The sequence below is a fragment of the Thauera terpenica 58Eu genome (assembly GCF_000443165.1).
Taxonomy (GTDB): Bacteria; Pseudomonadota; Gammaproteobacteria; order Burkholderiales; family Rhodocyclaceae; genus Thauera; species Thauera terpenica.
The window spans coordinates 1-19244 of the sequence record NZ_ATJV01000074.1; the positions used below are offsets into that span (position 1 = coordinate 1).

General features: G+C 60.7%; 21 protein-coding genes. All 21 read left to right on the forward strand.

The genetic code is table 11. From position 1 onward, the window contains the following. Positions 1 to 190: hypothetical protein (locus tag M622_RS40440; protein ID WP_217995326.1), on the forward strand; the 190-nt coding region annotated here is incomplete at its 5' end. A gap of 66 nt (positions 191 to 256) precedes the next feature. Further along, positions 257 to 829, forward strand: coding sequence for a TrbM/KikA/MpfK family conjugal transfer protein (locus tag M622_RS34600; RefSeq protein WP_021250285.1), 573 nt, complete (start codon positions 257 to 259; stop codon positions 827 to 829). Positions 830 to 832: 3 nt separating this feature from the next. Then, positions 833 to 1480, forward strand: coding sequence for a lytic transglycosylase domain-containing protein (locus tag M622_RS34605; RefSeq protein WP_021250286.1), 648 nt, complete (start codon positions 833 to 835; stop codon positions 1478 to 1480). Continuing rightward, positions 1480 to 3462, forward strand: coding sequence for a type I DNA topoisomerase (gene topA / locus M622_RS34610; RefSeq protein ID WP_021250287.1), 1983 nt, complete (start codon positions 1480 to 1482; stop codon positions 3460 to 3462). Before M622_RS34605 ends, topA begins: the two co-directional genes overlap by 1 nt. Before the next feature lie 112 nt (positions 3463 to 3574). After that, positions 3575 to 3832, forward strand: a complete 258-nt coding sequence (locus M622_RS34615) for a hypothetical protein (RefSeq protein ID WP_021250288.1) — start codon at positions 3575 to 3577, stop codon at positions 3830 to 3832. Positions 3833 to 3837: 5 nt separating this feature from the next. Beyond that, the gene (locus M622_RS34620) at positions 3838 to 4194 is read left to right on the forward strand and encodes a TrbC/VirB2 family type IV secretion system protein (RefSeq protein WP_021250289.1); all 357 of its coding nucleotides are present in this window, start codon (positions 3838 to 3840) and stop codon (positions 4192 to 4194) included. 2 nt (positions 4195 to 4196) lie between these two features. Then, on the forward strand, positions 4197 to 4517 hold the full coding sequence (locus M622_RS34625) for a VirB3 family type IV secretion system protein (RefSeq protein WP_021250290.1): 321 nt from the start codon (positions 4197 to 4199) through the stop codon (positions 4515 to 4517). 34 nt (positions 4518 to 4551) lie between these two features. Then, entirely contained in the window at positions 4552 to 5022 is a 471-nt protein-coding gene (locus M622_RS34630; RefSeq protein ID WP_021250291.1) for a hypothetical protein, read from the forward strand. After that, on the forward strand, positions 5023 to 7470 hold the full coding sequence (locus tag M622_RS34635) for a VirB4 family type IV secretion/conjugal transfer ATPase (RefSeq protein ID WP_021250292.1): 2448 nt from the start codon (positions 5023 to 5025) through the stop codon (positions 7468 to 7470). Further along, positions 7467 to 8147: a P-type DNA transfer protein VirB5 gene (virB5, locus tag M622_RS34640; RefSeq protein WP_021250293.1), complete on the forward strand. Its 681-nt coding sequence runs from the start codon at positions 7467 to 7469 to the stop codon at positions 8145 to 8147. The genes M622_RS34635 and virB5 overlap by 4 nt, the downstream gene beginning before the upstream one ends. A 47-nt stretch (positions 8148 to 8194) precedes the next feature. Then, complete coding sequence (locus M622_RS34645; RefSeq protein ID WP_021250294.1) at positions 8195 to 8431, forward strand: hypothetical protein; 237 nt, start codon at positions 8195 to 8197, stop codon at positions 8429 to 8431. A gap of 3 nt (positions 8432 to 8434) precedes the next feature. Beyond that, positions 8435 to 9475, forward strand: a complete 1041-nt coding sequence (locus M622_RS34650; RefSeq protein ID WP_021250295.1) for a TrbL/VirB6 family protein — start codon at positions 8435 to 8437, stop codon at positions 9473 to 9475. A gap of 209 nt (positions 9476 to 9684) precedes the next feature. After that, complete coding sequence (locus M622_RS40445) at positions 9685 to 10023, forward strand: hypothetical protein (protein ID WP_021250296.1); 339 nt, start codon at positions 9685 to 9687, stop codon at positions 10021 to 10023. Positions 10024 to 10033: 10 nt separating this feature from the next. Beyond that, positions 10034 to 10801, forward strand: a complete 768-nt coding sequence (locus M622_RS34660) for a VirB8 family type IV secretion system protein (protein WP_021250297.1) — start codon at positions 10034 to 10036, stop codon at positions 10799 to 10801. Between the two features lie 10 nt (positions 10802 to 10811). Further along, the gene (gene virB9, locus M622_RS34665) at positions 10812 to 11648 is read left to right on the forward strand and encodes a P-type conjugative transfer protein VirB9 (protein ID WP_021250298.1); all 837 of its coding nucleotides are present in this window, start codon (positions 10812 to 10814) and stop codon (positions 11646 to 11648) included. Next, entirely contained in the window at positions 11645 to 12961 is a 1317-nt protein-coding gene (gene virB10, locus M622_RS34670) for a type IV secretion system protein VirB10 (protein WP_217995327.1), read from the forward strand. Before virB9 ends, virB10 begins: the two co-directional genes overlap by 4 nt. Further along, positions 12958 to 13995, forward strand: a complete 1038-nt coding sequence (gene virB11, locus M622_RS34675) for a P-type DNA transfer ATPase VirB11 (RefSeq protein WP_021250300.1) — start codon at positions 12958 to 12960, stop codon at positions 13993 to 13995. The genes virB10 and virB11 overlap by 4 nt, the downstream gene beginning before the upstream one ends. Beyond that, positions 13961 to 15964 carry a type IV secretory system conjugative DNA transfer family protein gene (locus M622_RS34680; protein ID WP_021250301.1) on the forward strand — a complete coding sequence of 668 codons (2004 nt, stop codon included), beginning with the start codon at positions 13961 to 13963 and terminating at the stop codon, positions 15962 to 15964. The genes virB11 and M622_RS34680 overlap by 35 nt, the downstream gene beginning before the upstream one ends. An 8-nt stretch (positions 15965 to 15972) precedes the next feature. Beyond that, positions 15973 to 17802: an LPD7 domain-containing protein gene (locus M622_RS40330; RefSeq protein ID WP_021250302.1), complete on the forward strand. Its 1830-nt coding sequence runs from the start codon at positions 15973 to 15975 to the stop codon at positions 17800 to 17802. After that, on the forward strand, positions 17799 to 18761 hold the full coding sequence (locus M622_RS39445; RefSeq protein WP_084520773.1) for an OmpA family protein: 963 nt from the start codon (positions 17799 to 17801) through the stop codon (positions 18759 to 18761). Before M622_RS40330 ends, M622_RS39445 begins: the two co-directional genes overlap by 4 nt. A 62-nt stretch (positions 18762 to 18823) precedes the next feature. Further along, positions 18824 to 19195 (forward strand): TraX family protein, encoded by a 372-nt coding sequence (locus M622_RS34690; protein ID WP_245543089.1) that lies wholly within the window; start codon positions 18824 to 18826, stop codon positions 19193 to 19195. Positions 19196 to 19244: the final 49 nt, after the last annotated feature.

Below are 19244 nucleotides of genomic sequence, written 5' to 3' on the forward strand. Positions count from 1 at the left end.
CAAGGCCAGTCCCGAAGGGACCAAGGCGAATAGCCGCGCCTGGAACGGGCATCCCGGTTTTTCGCGGAAGCGAAAAATGCCCCGGAGTATGCCTTTGATGTTGCAAAAGCCCTTGCTTTTTACCGTCGACGTGGCCGAAAACGCGCCGGTGCTATTTTCCTATTCGGCATCGCAAAATGTGGTATATTGAGTGCGCGAACTGCTAAAGTTTGTAGCCACTGAACAGACCAACCCGCAATGCGAAGGAGATAGCGACATGAAGCTGAAACGGCTTGCCCTGACTGCCGCGCTCGGTGCCTCGATGACGGCCCCGGCGATGGCGCAAGAACTTCTGACCGGAGACACGCGGCTTGCCTGCGAAGCCATCCTTTGCTTGGCGACCGGCCAACAGCCGAGCGAATGCACCCCGTCACTGCGCCGGTATTTCAGTATTTCTTACAAAAAGCTGTCCGACACGATCAAGGGGCGAATCAATTTCCTCGAACTGTGCCCAGTTGCAAACCAAACCCCCGAAATGGCTGCTCTGGTCAAGGCAATGGGCAACGGCGCGGGACGTTGCGACGCGACTTCCCTCAACAGAACCTTGCGCAATTGGGGCGGCAGTTGGGACGACGGTTACATCTACGTCAGCAACAGCATGCCGAGTTACTGCGCGGCCTACACGAACCACGCTTACACCGATCTGAGCAGCATCAAGCCCATGTATGTCGGCGTCCCCGAACGCGGCGGCTACTGGGTCGAACCCGCGAACTATCAGCAAGCCCTGGCCGAATACAACGCCCGCATTGCGCAGGAAGACGCCCAACGCAACTGGTGGGGGGGCAACTGAGCAATGGACTTCATCGCACTGGCCCAAGAGTGCGCCCCGTGGGTGGCGCATGAAACGATGGCGGCAATCGTCAAGACGGAATCCGCATTCCGGCCCCTGGCGATTGGCGTCAACCGCGGTGCGAGGCTGGCCCGCCAGCCCGAGAACAAGGCCGAAGCGGTTGTGACGGCCAAGTGGCTTATCGCCAACGGCTACAACATTGACATGGGCTTGGGCCAAGTCAATTCCGCGAACTTGGCGAAGACCGGCCTCACGGTCGAAGACGCATTTGACCCCTGCAAGAACCTGGCGGCGGCGGCCACGATTCTGACCTGGAACTATCAGGCGGCCAGCCGGAAGGTGGAAGGCGAACAGGCGGCGCTTCATGCGGCGCTGTCGGCCTACAACACCGGGTCATTCACCAAGGGCTTTTCCAACGGGTACGTGCAGAAGGTGGTGAACAACGCCGGGGCGGCTCCCGCCGTCCCGGTGGTGTCGCCCATTCCATTGACCGGCGCGAAAGCGCCCAAGCCAGCAGCCAAACCGCGCCAGGCGCAGGCCGAACAGCCGGTGAGGCTCCAAGCCGAAGGCCCGGCCATTCCGCAATGGCAGGGCAGCGGTGCGAGCGTGTACAGCAGTGGCGATTCAACCCAAGGCGTGATGGTGTACTGATGAAACTCATGATTATTGAGTCGCCGGGCAAGATAGCGAAGCTATCGGCCATCCTGGGCGACGGCTGGAAGATCGCGGCGAGCGTCGGGCATGTGCGCGACCTGCCGCAAAAGGAAATGGGCGTCGAAGCGCCCGACTTCAAACCGACCTACGAACTGACGGAGCGCGGCTCCGATGTGGTCGCCAGGCTCAAGGGTTTGGTGAAACAGGCCGATGCCGTCTATCTCGCCACCGACCCGGACAGGGAGGGCGAAAGCATTAGCTGGCACTTGCAGCAATGCTTGAAGCTCTCGAACCCGCTGCGCGTCACGTTCAACGAAATCACCGCCACGGCGGTGAAATCGGCGCTGGTGCAGCCGCGCACCATTGACGTGAAGCGGGTAGCCGCGCAGGAAGCGCGGCGCGTGCTTGACCGCCTGGTCGGCTACATGGTCAGCCCGGAACTGAGCCGTCAAAGCGGCGAACGGCTTTCGGCAGGCCGGGTGCAAAGCCCGGCTGTGCGCCTGGTGGTCGAGCGCGAACGCCAGATTCGCGCCTTCAAGGTGACAAACCACTTCGGGGCGATGCTCTTTTTCGCGGACGCGAAAACCGAAGGCGAATGGTTTGCCGAATGGCTCACGAAGCCCGACTTCGTGACCGAAGACAACCCCTATTTCATGGACCGGGCGTTTGCCGCTGCCGTGGCCGAAGTCGGCGCGGTGGTGGTCAAGTCCTTTGTCGAAAGCGAAGCGAAGCGCAGCCCGCCGCCGCCTTTCACGACTTCCACCATGCAGCAGGCCGCCAGCGTAGCGCTTGGCCTGAACCCCAAGGCCGCGATGGATGCGGCGCAAAAGCTCTATGAACAGGGGCACATCAGCTATCACCGCACCGACAATCCCAACGTGTCGGATGACGCCCTGGGCGACATTTACGCGGTGGCCGTCAAGCTCGGCCTGGACATGGCCGAATCGCCCCGGAAGTTCAAAGCGCCGGAAGGCGCGCAAGTCGGCCACCCGGCGATCACGCCCACGCATTGGGACGTTGAGGTAGCGGGCGAAACCACCGAACAGCGGGCGCTCTACAAGCTGATTCGGCTTCGCGCGATTGCCTGCCAGCTTGCGGACGCGCGCTATGCCGTGCGGACGGTGCGCCTCGCGGGCGCGCAGCCGGTGGGCGGCAAGAACGTCGAGTTCGAGGCCAAGGGACGGACGCTGACTTATAGCGGCTGGCTCAAGCTGGTGGCGGGCGATCAGACGGAAGACGAAGGCGAAGACGCCAAGGAACCGACCAACCCGATTCCCATGCTCGAGACAGGCCAGCGCCTGGATGTGGCGCGCGGCAAGCTGCTGGAAAAGAAGACCAAGCCGCCCGCCCGCTACACCGAAGCCACGCTGGTGAAGAAGCTCGAAAGCGAGGGCATCGGCAGGCCCGCAACCTACGCGGCCATCATGGAAAACATCGTGTCGCGCGGCTATGTCCGCGTCGAAAAGAAATACCTCGTGCCCACGCCCACGGGGGAACTGGTGGTCGATTCGCTGGTGGGCAAGTTCGCCTTCATTGATCTGGGCTTTACGCGCGACGTGGAAGAAGACCTTGACCGCATCGCGCAAGGCCAGGCGGGCTACAAGGGCGTCATCGGCAAGGTGCATGAACAGTTGCGGCGCGAGCTGGCAACGATGGAAGTTTCGGCCACTCCGAGACACCCCTGCCCCGAATGCGGAAAGCCGTTGCGGCGCATCAAGGGGAAAAGCGGGCACTTCTGGGGATGTTCAGGGCATCCCGACTGTTCTGTGACGTTGCCGGACGAAGGCGGCAAACCGGGACAGCGGAAGCCGCAAGAAACATCGGCTTTCGCCTGCGCGAAATGCGGCAAACCGCTAATCCATCGCGCCAAGAAGGGCAAGGGTGGGTATGACTTTTGGGGCTGCTCCGGGTTCAAGGACGGCTGCAAGGCGACCTATGAAAACAAGAACGGAAAGCCGGATTTCGACAAGGCAAAGTGATGAACAGCGGAACGGCAAAAAACCACACTTTGCACACTCAAAATAATATGTTTTGTGATACACTAAGGCCGTTGTCATCCAGTATGCGAGGTGTGAACTGCGAGGAAAACGCATGAACACTCTGAGCGAAGCGGAATTGACGGACTTCGTGAAGAACAAGGCCGTCAAGCGGCTGAACATCGTTCAGAACGAGGCCGGTAAATACCAAATCATCGTGAACCTGACTTGGAAAGAAGGAGATTGGAATCTAGTAACTACGCGCAAGACGATCCGTGAATGGGCGAGCTTAGATCGGCTGGCACGCCACATTCGTGAGAACTACGGCATTCCGCCAGCCATTGCCCTTTCGCTTCAACACTCGGAGAAATGACAGAAATGAACCTCTCGACCCTGTACCTGAACGCCAAGAACGCCATCGCCCAAGACAAGGCCGCCAAAATCGGCGTAGACAAGAAAGCAGCCAGCTTCATGCTGATGCTGGCCCTGGCCGTCGTCGCCGTCATGCCGGAACTGGCAATGGCGGCCCCGTGGGACTCGGCGGCCACCAACGTGCTCGCAATTTTCACGGGCGGCCTGACGCGAACCCTCGCCATCATCGCGGTCATCGCGTGCGGCATCGCGGCCATCGCGGGCAAGCTCTCCTGGGATTGGGCCATCAAGATCATCGTGGGCATCGTGCTGATCTTCGGCGCGGCGGCCATCGTTGATTACGTCATCGCGGCGGCGTCCTAATCATGGAACAAGGCGCGCAGGACGTTTATACGGACCCTCTGTTCGTCGGCCTGACGCGCCCCGCAACCATGTGGGGCGTTCCCTATATCGCGTTCGTCGTCGAATTCATGGCGACAACGCTGATTTTCCTGGCAGTGGGAAACCCGGTTTACCTGCTGCTGGCCGTGCCGATTCACGGGGTTCTGTACCTCATCAGCGCCAACGATCCGGGGGTGTTCGGTTCGATCTTCATGTGGATGAAGACGATCGGACGCTGCCGGAATTCTCGGTTTTGGGGTGCGGCGAGCTTTTCGCCGCTCCCGACCAAGAAGTGGGCTAAGTAGATTTTCGCGGACGCGAAAACAGCAAAGGACAGCTATGAACTATCACATTTACTTGGACGGCGAGAAGTGCGGCGAGCTGACCGACGCTGAAAACGCGCGTCTGCGAAAGGAGGCAAAGAGGGACGCGCGCACCTGGGGTGCGTTTCTCTTTGCCCAACTGGCCGGAACGTGGAAGGTCGTGCGCTTCTACGTTCGGATGCTCGGCCTGGTGGGCGGCCTCGGGATTCTGATGGCCGCGACGTTCGCGCCGCAGATTCATCAATCCACGCAAGGTATGACCCCGGAAGAAATCGCGCTTGGTATCCGCACTGCCGCGATCTACCTGAGCATGACGGCGGCGCTGTCGGTGGCCGGGTGCCTTCTCTTTTTCCCCAAGGTGTTCGGCATTCCCAATGTTTTCGAGAACGAGTTTTTGCGGCGGGTCCGGCTGCTGAAAAACATCCGCCGTTACGGGCAACTGGAAGTTATCGGCTTCACGCTACCGCGAACCGAAGGAGAGCAATAAATGGGCGCAGCATTCAAGTACGCCGACGCGCTGAAAAACGAAGAGGGCACAGCCGCGTTCATCCCATATTCGAGCCACGTCACCCGCAACGCGGTGAAGCTGGCCGGTGGTGACTACATCCAAGTCATTCGGATGCAGGGCGCAGCCCACGAAAGCGCGGACGTGCGGGACATCAATTCCTGGCACGACCAACTCAACGGCTTCATGCGCAACATCGCTTCGCCCCATGTGGCGGTGTGGTCGCACATCGTTCGCCGGGAGTACGGCGAATATCCGGGCGGGGAGTTTCAGCCCGGCTTCTGCCGCGAGTTCAATGAAAAGTATCGCCAGCACATGGCGGGCGAAAAGATGCTGGTCAATGAACTGTACGTGACCCTCGTTTACCGCCCGCAGCCGGTGAAGGCGGCCAAGCTGTTCGACATGTTCGGATCGAAGGACCCGAAGGAGTTGCAGGAAAAGCAACTGGACGAACTCGAAGCCCTGGACGAAGTGACCAATACGGCCCTGTCCGCGCTGGATCGCTACGAGCCGGATTTGCTCGGCTGCTATGAGTACAACGGGGCGATGTTCTCCGAAGTGCTGGAATTCCTCGCCTTCCTGATTAACGGCGAATGGCGGCGCTTCCCGCTGCCGCGCGCCGAAATCCGCGACATTCTGGCAACGTCGCGCCCGTTCTTCGGCAAGGGCGGTTTGCTCTCGCTCAAGGGGCCGACGCATACGCAATACGGCGGCATGGTGACGATTCAGGAGTACCCGGCCATGACCTGCCCCGGCATCCTGAATGATCTGCTTGGCATGCCTTTCGAGCTGGTCGTTTCGCAGTCGTTCACCTTCCTGTCCAAGCCGGTCGCGGTAGGCCGCATGAAGCGGCAACAAGCCCGCATGGTCAACGCCGGTGATGTGGCCGTCAGCCAGGTCGAAGACATTGACGAGGCCCTTGACGATCTGACTTCCAATCGCTTCGTGATGGGCACGCACAGCCTGAGCGTGTTTGTTCGGGCCGACAATCAGAAGGCGCTGAACGAGCACATCAGCGATGCAGGCGCGGCACTGTCGGAAGCGGGCATGAAGTGGGCGCGCGAGGACTCGGGCATTGCCGGTGCCTTTTGGGCGCAACTACCGGGGAACTTCGATTACCGCGTGCGCGCTGGCGACATTACGAGCCGCAATTTCGCCGGGTTCAGCAGCTTCCACAACTACCCCATTGGCCGCATTCGCGGCAACCAATGGGGTGACGCCGTGACGATGTTCAAGACAACTTCCGGCGCTCCGTACTACTTCAACTTCCACAAGGGGGAGCAGGGCGCGGACGCCAAGAAGGCGGCCAAGCTCGACCCGAACCACAAAGACCTTGCCAACACGGTTGTGATTGGCAAGTCCGGCACGGGTAAGACCGTGCTGGAAATGGTCTTGCTGGCCCAAGCACAGAAGTTCAGCCAGCCCGAAAAGGGCAAGGTGCTGTCCTGCGTGCTGTTCGACAAGGATTTGGGCGCGGCGGTGGGCGTGCGGGCGATGGGGGGCCGGTACTACCCACTCAAGAACGGCGTGCCCTCGGGCTTCAACCCGTTCCAAATGGAACCGACGCCCAACAACCTGACCTTCCTCGAAAAGCTCGTCAAGCAGCTCGTCAAGCACGAAGGGCTGCCGATCACGCCCCGCCAAGAGCGCGAAATCAGCGATGCCATCAAGGGTGTGATGGGCGCGTCGAAGTCCAAGCGCCGGCTGTCCTCGGTGCTCGAATTCCTCGACCCCACGGACGATAACGGCTTGGCGGTGCGCCTGGCGAAGTGGTGCCGCGGCGGGGCGCTCGGCTGGCTGTTTGACAATCCCGAAGACACGCTTCGCCTGGACAACTGCACGATGGTCGGCTTTGACGTGACGGAGTTCTTGGACAACGACGCCACGCGAACCCCGACGATCATGTACCTGTTCCACCGCATTGAAAGCCTGATCGACGGTCGCCGCATCCCGATCTTCCTTGACGAGTTCTGGAAGTTGCTCGATGACCCGGCCTTTGAAGACCTGGCGCAAAACAAGCTGGTGACGATTCGGAAACAAGACGGCTTCCTTGTCATGTTCACGCAGTCACCGAAACAGGTTCTCAAGTCGCCCATTGCTTACGCCATCATCGGGCAGACCGCGACCAAGATTTTCCTGCCGAACCCCGAGGCCGACTATGACGATTACGTCAACGGCTTCAAGCTGACGGAACGGGAATTCCAGATCGTCAAGGAGCTGGGCGAGAAGTCGCGCCGGTTCCTCATCAAGCAGGGACAAAACAGCGTGGTTGCCGAATTGAACCTGCGCGGTTTTGACGATGAATTGGCCGTGCTCTCGGGCAACACGGCCACGTCATTGCTGGCTGAAAAGCTGGTCGCGGAGTTGGGCGAAGATCCCGCAGTTTGGTTGCCTGAATTTCATCGCATTCGTAAAGGAGAACTCGCATGAAAGCATTGAAGAAGCTCTTTGGGGTGTTTGCCCTCGTGTTCGGCCTGGCGGCAGGGAATCCAGCGTATGCCGGTATTCCCGTCATCGACGGGGCCAACTTGGCGCAAGCCATTCAGCAGGTAACGGCCTGGGCGCAGCAGTATCAGCAGATGGTGGAGCAAATCCAGCAAATGCAGCAGGCGTATAACAACCTGAACGGGGTTCGCAACATGGGAAGCCTGGTCAACAACCCGACTGCGCGCCGGTATCTGCCCGATGACTACCAGACGATCCTGAGCAATGGCGTAGGCCAATGGGAGGCGATCCGCGATGCGGCCAAGAAGTTCGAGATTGCGTCCACCAGCCTGTCGGCAAGCAGCGATGCAGCGCGAGCCTTTGAGCAAGTCGCCAAGCAGGCCGCCATCAACCGGGCCGGTGCGGAAGAAGCCTACAGCACGGCCAGCCAGCGGTTTGCGGACATTCAGGTGTTGCTGGACAGGGTGAATAGCGCGCCGGACGCCAAAGACATTGCGGACCTGCAAGGCCGCATCCAGGCCGAACAGGTGATGATGCAGAACGAAGCCAACAAGCTGCAAATGTTGGCGCAGTTGGCGTCAGCTCAACGTGACTTGCAGATTCAGCAAGCGCGTGAAATCAGTATGAAGTCGTCGAAAGGCGGAATGCCCGCAGGCTGGTAATGCAACCCCGGTGCCCCGCGAAGGGGCACCCTCACAAGGAGAATGCGATGAAAAAGGGTTTGGGTTTGATGGTCGTGGCGGCGGTGCTTTTGAGTGCTTGCAGCGATGGCGTGCCGCACGTCGAAGACCCGCATCGCCCGGTCGATGCGGACGGAAACCCGATCAAGGGAACGGAGTTCATTCAGAAGTATTGCGCTGGCAAGCCGACACACGAAACCTGCGTCAAGGTGCAGAAGGCGGTGAGTTCCGACGCAACCAAAGGCGGGCTTCCGAAAGGATGGTGATATATGGCCGCAAGTGACTTCCATTTCTACTCTCGCATGTTCACCGAGCTGAGCAATGCGCTGAGCACCTACGTCAACGATACCGCGACCAACATCATCGGCGCGATCACGCCCGTTGCCACGACGCTGGTTTCGATCTACGTGATGCTGTGGGGTTGGTCGATGATGCGGGGGGTTATCTCTGAACCGATCATGGACGGGGCAGGGCGAATCGTCCGGCTTGCGCTCATTGTCGGGGTGGCGTTGCAACTAGGGCTTTACAACGGGTTCATTGCCGACATGCTGTGGAATTCCCCGGATACGCTCGCGTCGTATTTGGGTGGCGGAAATGGCACGTCGAACGCGGCCTATCTCGACACGCTGATGTCGCGGATGTACGACTTCGGGGATGCCTACTACCAGAAGGCACAAGCCAATTCGACGCTTGGCATTCCCGACCTCGGCCTGTTGTTCATGGCCTATGCGCTGTGGGTCGCCGGGGTGATTGCAACGGGTTACGGTGCCTTTTTGCTGGCTCTCGCCAAGATGGGGCTTGCCGTCGCATTGGGGATTGGTCCGCTATTCATCCTGCTGACGATCTTCGAGCCGACCAAGCGGTTTTTCGATGCTTGGATCGGCCAGGCGCTGAACTACGTCTTCCTGGTGATGCTCTCGGCGGCCACGATCAAGCTCATCATGGTGATTCTCGAGAAGTACCTGACTGACGCGAGCGGCACAGTGCTTGCCGATCCAGCACTTGACCAAGCATTGCCCGCAATCGTCTTTTCGATCATTGGCGCATTGGCTTTGGTGCAAATGCCGGCGATGGCCTCGGCGCTCGGCGGTGGCGTGGCGCTCGGCACGCTCGGCGCAGTGGGTTGGGCCTACGGCAAGACGAAGGGCGGCATGGCCGCGATGCGTCCGACAAACCTCCGTCGCTCGTTCAACAAGGCGCGGGCCGATGTGCGCATTGCGAAAGGTGCGGCACAGGCCGCAGCGGGTGCACCGATGGCGGTCTATCGCAAGATCACAGGAGGGACGCGCAACCGCGTTGCGCGCGGATAAGTAGGCCAAGGGGCGGTTTTTCGCGGACGCGAAAACCGCTCTTTTTTATGTCCCTAGAATCGCAAGATGCTATGTGTTGCGTTCGCAAAGTGTGTTATATTGACGGCGTAACCTGACCATTTGGAGAAGGAGTTTTTATGCGTTACATGCTTGGGGTTCTGACAGTCTGCCTTCTGGCCGGATGTGCAGGTTCTCCCCCGAAACCGCCGATGCCTGAAGGCGACTACCGGCCTATCAACAGGCCCGCCGCCCCGGCTCCGCAAGGTGTTTTCGATTTCCACTATGAAGGGGACATTCTCGGGGCGCTTCCGGCGCTCAAGCGTGTGGCCCCGCAGATCAACGTTATGCCAACGCTCGGCAAACCGTCGCCCCTGCCGGTGCGTGTGAACCTACGGGGCGCGACCCTCGAAGACGCCTTGCGCGCCCTTGGCGAGCAGGGCGGTGACGTGGCCGATGTGGTGCTGAACACCACGCGGCATCAGGGCGGGAATCATGTTTTCGTCCGTTTCCGCGCGCCTATCGAAACCACTACTCCGGGCACGAACTAAGGGGAACCGAATGAACAAGAAGGTCGAAAAACAGGACTTCGAGAAATACTTGCAGGAGGCCCGCACCTGGGAAACCGACAAGGTTCGAGAGAGCGAGAAGTCCAAAAAGATCGCCTGGCGCGTTGCAACCGCGTCGGGCGCTACTGCTTTCGCGGCAGTCATGGCCGTGGCGGCGATGATGCCCCTCAAGACGGTCGAGCCGTATGTCATCCGCGTGGATAACTCCACCGGCATCGTTGATGTGGTCGAAGCCCTCACGGACGGCAAGACCAACTACGACGAGGCGATGAACAAATACTTCACTCAGTGGTATGTCCGCTACCGCGAAGGCTATTCCAAGGAACTGGCCGAAGACTACTACTACAACGTCGGCATCATGTCGAGTTCGCTGGAACAGCAGAAGTATTACCAGTTCTTCAACCCGAAGAACCCGCTTTCGCCCCTCAACGTGTACGGCTCTTACGCGAAGGTCAAGATTCGCATCAAGAGCACGTCCTTTATCAATCCCACGGTGGCCCTGGTGCGCTACACCAAGGAAATCGAGCGCGGACTTGATAAGCCGATTGTGACCCATTGGGCCGCGACGGTGACGTTCAAGTACACCAAAGCCCCGATGGCGGAAAAGGACCGGGCAATTAACCCGCTTGGCTTCCAAGTGGTGGAGTACCGCAACGACCCGGACGCCCTCGCACCGGAAGCAACGGCCCCGGCTCCGGCCCCGACTAGCGCGGCAACGCCCGAACCTGCCGTGACGGTCTTCCCGACCACGGCCCAGTAAGGAGGATGCCATGAAACGACTCTTACTGATTGGCCTCCTGGTGCCGGCGATGGCGATGGCAGAAATCACGCCGCCCAAAGGCGACTATGACCCCCGCGTCCGCACCGTCGATTACAACCCGCTGAACGTGGTGAAGCTCTCCACGTTCTACGGCGTTTCCACGCATGTGCAGTTCGCGGACGGCGAAACCATCCGCGACGTGGCAGTGGGCGACGATCAAGCGTGGAAAGTGGTTCCGCGCGGAAGCCATCTGTTCATCAAGCCGCAAGCCGAGAAGGCGGATACGAACGTCACCGTCATCACCGACAAACGCACCTATCAATTCGCCTTGGTGGTCCAGCCTCGGGCGGTGAAGGATTCGACCGCTTGGGCCGATCCGAACCTGATTTTCTCCCTGGCGTTCCGGTATCCCGACGAGGAAGCAGCCAAGGCCGCGGCAACCGCACAGAAGGAAGCCTTGCAAGCGCGCCTGGGTGAGATCAAAGGCAAGTTGTCCGACGCGACGAAGGAAGGCCAGAACTTCGATTATTGGGTGGCCGGGTCTGAGGAAGTCAGCCCCACGGCGGCCCGCGACGATGGTCGCTTCATCTATCTGACCTTCACCAACAACCGCGACATGCCCGCCGTGTACTCGGTCGATGAACAGGGCAATGAAGCGTTGATTAACACCAACGTCATTGACGGCAACACCATCGTGGTTCAGCGCCTGGTGCGCCGCCTGATTCTTCGCAAGGGCATTGCCGTCGCATCCGTCGTGAACAAGTCGTTCGACCTGGGCGGCGGCATGGACAACACCACCGGCACGGTTTCGCAGGACGTGGAGCGCGTGATTAAGGGAGCGCAATGATGGGGCTTTTCGACAAACTCAAAGGCAATAAGGCCGAAGCGCCGGGCGAAGACGCGGACGGCCTGCCGGACATGCACGCTGAACCTTCCACCCTGGCCGAAGCGATGCAGTCGCAACAGACCAAGAAGGATTTTCGCGCCCGCGAAAAAGCGGAAGCGACAGCGAGGGCAGCAGCAACAGCGGCGGAAGAAAACGAGGGCTTGCCCTCGGTGAACCGGCGCAGGGGCAATAACAAGCTGGTGACGGCCCTTGGCTTCGTCTTCATCCTCGGCGCAGCAGCGGCCCTCATCGTCGCCGTGAACGGGGACAAGGAACCGAAGAAGAAAACCAATCCGAACGAGCAACAGGTTTCCAACACTCTGCCGCCGATTGCGATTCCAGCGGCCCCGCCGCCTATCGCCGTCGCGCACGCAGCCCCCGTCGCCTCGGTGCCGCAGATCAAGACCGGCCCGGCACAGCCGATCCCGGTCCAAGGTGCCCCGAAGGTTGCGGGGAAAGAGCCGTTGCATTGGTCGGATCGCAAGATGGGCGGCACGCTGCTGGTGGGAGCGCAACAGAACAACGGCGGCGCATCTGGCCCCGTCCGCCCCGCACCCGTTCCGGCAACCGCCGACCCGAACCAGCCCGCCGTGTTCGCAGGCCAAGGTGGCGGTCGCTCGAACCCCAACAACGAGTTGGCAGCCAGGCTTGAACCCACGGTGACGACGGGCGTTTCCGCCTCGATGCTCCCGGACAGGAATTTCCTGATTACCAAAGGCACGACGTTGGATTGCGCACTGGAAACTGCGCTGGATAGCACGGTGCCGGGCATCACGACTTGCCGCCTGACGCGCGACGTATACAGCGACAACGGTCAGGTGCTCCTTCTGGATCGCGGCTCGCAACTGGTGGGCGAGTACCAAGGCGGCTTGAAGCAAGGCCAAGTGCGGCTGTTCGTGCTCTGGACGCGAGCCAAGACGCCCAACGGCGTGATTGTTTCGCTGAACTCACCGGGCACGGATGCCTTGGGGCGTTCGGGCCTGGAAGGATGGGTTGATAACCACTTTTTGGAACGCTTCGGCGCAGCCATCTTGATGAGCTTCATCAAGGATTCCGTCACGGCCTTGGCGAACCAAACCAACGACGGATCGGGCGGCACTACCAACGTGTATGGCAGCACGGCAAACGGCGGCGAAAAGGTCGTGGAGAAGATTCTTGAATCGACGGTGAACATTCCGCCGACGATCATCAAGAACCAAGGCGATCACATTCAGGTCATGGTCGCCCGCGATCTGGATTTCTCCGGCGTTTATGGGTTGAAGGTGACGCAATGAACGCCTCGGTGACTGCCTTGAAGGGCCATGAAGACGAAGGGCAGTCGTCGGAAATGCTCGTGGAGTACATCGAACCCCTGCGAGCGTTTCTCGATGACGCGACATTGACCGAGGTTTGTGTCAATCGCCCGCGTGAAGTCTGGACCGAAGGCCGGGAAGGATGGAAGCGCCACGATGTCCCGGCGCTGACCTTCAACCACTGCCGCCAGTTGGCAACCCTGATTGCCAGCTACAACGGCAAGGCAATTTCCGGTGACAAGCCCGTGTTGTCTGCCGCGCTGCCCGATGGGGAGCGCGCACAGGTCATCATCCCCCCGGCCTGCGAACCTCACACGATTTCGATCACGATCCGCAAGCCGTCGATGATCGACAAGACCCTTGACGAGCTGGACGCGGAAGGCGCGTTTGAGGAATTCGCGGACGTTGATGATGAACTGCTGCCGTTCGAGCACGAGCTTTTGAAGCTCAAGGACGAAAAGCGGATCAAGGAATTTCTCGATCTGGCGGTTCGCAAGCACCGGAACATCCTGATCGTTGGTAAAACCGGCTCGGGCAAGACCACGATCACGAAAAGTCTGATTCGCAGCATCCCCGGCGACGAACGGCTCATCACGATTGAAGACGTGCATGAACTGTTCCTGAACCAGCACGAAAACAAGGTGCATCTGTTCTACGCGCGAGAAGACGAAGGCGGGGCCAAGGTGACGCCGAAGCAAGCCTTGGCTTCATGCCTGCGGATGAAGCCGGATCGCATCTTGTTGGCGGAGTTGCGCGGTGACGAAGCCTGGGAGTTCATCAAGTCGGTGAACACCGGCCACCCTGGTTCGATTTCCACGATGCACGCGAACGGTGCTTATGAAGCGTTCGAGCAATTGACCGCGCTGATTAAGGACAGCCGCACGGGCGCGCATCTCGATACCAACTACATCAAACACCGCTTGTTCACCACGATTGACGTAGTGCTGTTCTATCACCAACGCAAGCTGAGAGAAATCTACTATGACCCTGAACATAAGCGACAACTCATGGGCTAAAGCGGGCCTCATCGCGGGCGGCCTGCTGCTCGTGGTTGGGCTGTGGGCCTACCTGGCCGGGGGCATCTTCATGATGGCCTACGGTCGCCAGTTCGAGGAAGCGACGCCGCTCACGATGTACCAATACTGGTATCACTACGGGGCGGAACAGGAAGTTCAAAAGTGGCTTTACATCGCCAGCGGCATTTCGCTGGCCGTCCTGCTTGCGCCTGGTCTGCTCTTTTTCGCGCCCGCGAAACGCAGCCTGTTCGGTGACGCGCGCTTTGCCAAGCGGGGCGAAATCAAGAAGGCGGGCTTGTTCGGTGAGAAAGGCATCATCGTCGGGCAGATTGGCGGGCGTTACCTCATGTTCGAGGGCCAACAGCACGCGATCATTTCGGCCCCGACCCGAAGCGGCAAAGGCGTCGGGATCGTGATTCCCAACTTGCTGAACTGGCCGGAAAGCGTGGTCGTGCTGGACATCAAGCAAGAGAATTGGGACATAACCAGCGGCTACCGGCGCAAGTTCGGGCAGGAGTGTTTCCTGTTCAATCCCGCCGCCACCGATTACCGGACGCACCGCTATAACCCGCTGGCGTACATCAGCGAAGACCCGAATTTCCGCATTGATGACGTGCAGAAGATCGGCAACATGCTGTTCCCCGATCAGCCAGGGACTGACGTTATCTGGACGGCCACGCCGCGAAGTCTGTTTCTCGGCATCGTGCTTTACCTGCTGGAAACTCCAAGCAAGCCCGTGACGCTCGGCCAGGTCTTGCGCGAAACGCTGGCCGATGGCGACGGTTCCGGCTACTTCGCCAAGATCATCAATGACCGGGCCGCTTCGGGCAACCCGCTTTCCGGCGCGTGCGTTCGCGGCCTGAACACCTACATTTCGATTGCGTCGGAAAACACCCGCAGCGGCATCATCGGCGGTTTCCGGTCGCGCCTCGAACTATGGATGAACCCCCTGGTGGACGCGGCCACCAGCGCCAACGACTTTGACTTGCGCGACGTGCGCAAGAAGCGCATGTCGATCTACCTGGGCGTCACGCCGGACAACCTCGAACGGATGGCCCCGCTGCTGAACCTGTTTTTCCAGCAGTTGATTGACCTCAACACCCGAGTGCGGCCAGAACAAAGCAAGGCGATCAAGTACACGTGCATGTTGGTGATGGATGAATTCACCGCCATCGGCAAGATTCCCATTCTGGCGAAAGGGATCAGCTACATCGCGGGTTACTGGCTGCGGATGATGCCGATCATCCAAAGTCCGGCGCAGGTGGTCGAAATCTACGGAAAGGACGCCGCGCAGACATTCCAGACGAACCACGCCTTGCAAATCATCTACCCGCCGAAAGCCTCGGAAACTCAGACGGCGCGCGACATTTCGGAATGGCTCGGCTACCAGACCGTCAAGGGTACGTCGGTTTCCAAGAGCAAGAACCTGTTTGGCAAGAAGACGCCGACCGAAAGCATGTCGGACCAGCGCCGGGCGCTGCTGCTGCCTCAAGAAATCACCAGTCTGGGCAAAGGCCGGGAACTGGTGGTCATGGAAGACGTGCCGCCGATCCTCGCGCGCAAGGTCCTGTACTTCAAGGACCGGGCCTTTGTGGATCGCCTCAAAGCGGTGTCGCCCAGCCTCAACGGCCTCGGCTCGAAGCTGCCGACCAAGAAGCAATTGGACGGCGCTGTCGAAGCGGGCGAACTCGGCGCACCGGTCCCGAAGATCGACCTCGAAGCGCACAACCGGGAAGTGGGCGGCGAACTGCCGGTGACGGTCGTTGCCCCGCAACAGGTCGCACCTCAAGTGGTGACGGTCGAACGGCCAGTGACCCCGGACGATGTTCCCAATCTCGCCAAGTTGAGCTTGGCGAGCTTCGCCGTCGATTTCTCGGCGGTCGAGAAACCGAAAGCGGGCGAACTGGATGAAGCGGCGCTTCATGCCTACGCCGACAACCTTTGCAAGCAAGCTGGCATCAACCTGTGAGGTAAGACATGGACGCGAACATTCAGAATCAAGGCGGCAAGGAACTGGCGGAACGCATCAAAGCCAACCTGGCCGAACCGCAACACCGCTACGAGCTTCATGACCCGTTCGCGGAAACGACTTTCCGTTTCCAGACGGCGGAAGCGGCCACGGCCAAGGCCGATGAACTCGGGGCCTCGCGGTTTCAACACCGGGACGCTGACGGCGCGGTGAAGCAGGTCGATAAGGTCGACGGGCATTGGTGGGTTCGCAATGCACCGCTGGCACCGCAGAACAGCCAGCAGCCCCCGGCCCAAGAAGACAAGCCGCTTGCCAGTGTTCAGGCAACCATCGACCGGGACAGCCTGAGCGCCATTGAAGCCCGCGCAGAACAGCGCGCGGGAGTGGGGCAGGGGTTCGATACCGATAAGGAAATGGCGCTGGCCGATGCCCACGCCTTCCGGCGCATCCAAGATCCAGCCTTGCAGGAAAGCGCAGCGGTCGACATGGCGAACAACGCCCGCGCATATCCCGAATACAAGGCCGGGCTGGACAAGGCCATTCCGGGCTATCCAGGCACGGCGGAAAGAGTCTATGCCCTCGATGCCGCTCTCCATGACAAGGTGGCGGCCAAAGAGGACCGCAAGGCGCAAGAGTACGCGGCCATGATCGCGGAACGCGAGGAACGGGCCAAGAACTGGACGCCCGAGGAAGCCGCCAAGCAGGCGCAGCGCGACAGCGAGGATTACCGGGCGCAGGGCGACACCACGGAACGCGGCTACATGCGTGACGACATGGCGCTCAATGCCAAGGCAAGCCCGCACTACAAGGAAGCCTTGGAGAAGGCTGCGCCGGACGTGGCGCAAGACGTGACCGGCGAGAAAGCAAGGGTCGAAGAACTGCGCATTGATCCGGCTGACCTCGAACGGGTCGCCGCCGCACGGGCGCGCGATTCCGCACAGGTGCGCGATGCGCTCGGCCTCAACTCGGTGGAGCCGAACATCGAGAAGGAACAGCAGCAGCTTTCCGAAGCGCAGGACGCGCAGCGGGCCGCCTGGTTGAAGAAGGCCGACGCAGCGAACGCACAAGGCCAGGCCAACAGCAAAGCGCCGGGCGGCAATCAGGTCGAGTCCGACGAGATTTTCACGGCCACGCAGAGCGAGATTAAGCCCGCTGTGCCCGCCGAAATCGAAAAGCAATACCTCCGGGTGGGTGACAAGTTCTATCACCCCAAGAACACCGATCTGGTGGCCTTCGAGGACAAGGGCAACAAGCTGGAAACGAAGTCCAACAGCGAAGCGATTGCAGAATCTATGGTGCGCATCGCGGAAGCGCGCGGGTGGGATGAAATCAAGGTGTCCGGCTCCGAAACCTTCCGCAAGGAAGTGTGGCTTGAAGCGGCTTCGCGCGGGATGCACGTCAAGGGTTACAGCCCTTCGGAACAGGACAAGGCCGAACTGGCGAAGCGTATGAGCCAGACCGAGGCCAACAAGGTGGAGAAGGAGAACAAGCCGTTTCGCGCCCGCGAAAACGAGGACGCCAAGGAAGTGAAGGCGCAGGCCGAACCGCCCAAGCCCGAGGCACCCAACAAGCGCATGGCTGAGAGCTTCGCCAAGGATTCCCCCGGGGAAGCCGTCAAGAAGCATCCCGAACTCGCGGGCGCTGCCGCTGCGGTCGCGGCGATGGACAAGAAGGCCGAAGCGGACGGCCTGAACCCGCAACAGCGGGCCATCGTCATGGCCCGCGTGCGCCAGAACGTCGTCAACAGCATCGAGCGCGGCAACATCCCCGAAGTGAAGGTGAAAGAGGAAATCGAAGTGAAGCGCGAGGCCAAGGAAGAAAAGGAGCGCGCACGATGAAACCGGCCCGTCTAGCCCTTTGCGTGGCCGCTGCCGGGCTTTTCTCGGCCTGCGCCTACGTACCCCCCAAGGAAGACGCCGCCCGCCGTGTAAGCCCTGATTACATGGCTACGGGTGGCGTCGAAGATGCCCGCGCCTACGTGTACGGCAGCGTGACCCTGCTCGAATTCGGCAACTCGGCCCCGTCCTTCGTGACGGTGCGGGACGCATCCGGCGAATCGGTCGAGTATGAGAGGGTAGGGCGGTACTACCGCCTGGCCCGCGTGCTCGATAACTTCACGGTGTGGGCCAATGGGCAGTCGGTGACGTTCTCGGCCCCGATGACCACGCGCGTTTTCTCGGCACCGATCGCGGCGGACGAAGCCAAAGCGCCGGAAGCGGTCAAGCTCGCGGCGCTCGAAGTCCCCGCCTCCAAGCCGGGCGATGAGGACGTGGCCGCACTGCTCAAGCTGTGCGAAAGCCAGCTTGCCGACGTGCGCCGCCTGCTCGAACAAGCCAGCTCGAACCCGAAGGCGACGGGGCAGGAATTGTTTGATGTGAATGCACGCCTGGACGAAATCGAGGCGCGCATGGTCACGGCTGCGGCCGCAATCGTGAAGGTGTCGTTCCCCACGGGCAGCACGGCGTTCAACCCAAGCCCGGAAGTGGCCGAAGTGCTCATTGCGTCGGGCAAAGCGGCGGATCGCGTGAACGTGCGCGGTCGCACGGATTCCCGAGTCGCCGGACCGCTCGATGCAAAGATTGCCCTGGGCCGTGCGATGGCCGCCCGCAAGTTCCTGGTCGACCACGGCGTCAGCGCCGACAAGATAAGGGTCTTTTCGCAGGCCGATGGCGACTTTGCCGCGCCCAACGTGACGAAGGAGGGCAGGGCACTTAACCGCCGCGTGGAAATCGAGTTCGTCAATGCGCGCATTGCGGAACTCAAGGGCCAGTCGGTCAAGCTGGCGAGCAATCAATGAGGCCGGTCACTGTCCCGGCTGTGGGCAAGCGCCCGCCTGCAAAGGCGGTCGCCTTGCCGCGCGTGGTCATCAGCAATGGCACGCTGGAAGCCTTGAAGTGGCTCGGCCTGGTGTTGATGACGCTCGATCACGCGAACAAGTACGTCTTCGCTCACGGGCTGCCCGGCGCGTTCGAGCTGGGGCGCTTGGCAATGCCGATCTTCGGCTTTGTGCTGGCCTACAACCTGGCCCGGCCCGGCGCGCTGACCTCTGGTGCCTACGCCCGGACCATGAAGCGCCTGGCGCTGTACGGCGTGGCCGCAACCCCGTTTTTCATCGGCCTCGGCGGTCTGCTGTCGGGCTGGTGGCCGCTGAACATCATGTTCACGCTGCTGGTGGCCGCCGGCGTCTTGTATCTGGGGTCAGCTCACGAAACGGAAAAAATCGTACGCTAAGCCTCGCCGGGCATTCGTAACGGCCGGAACTTGCCTTGCTCAACCTGCT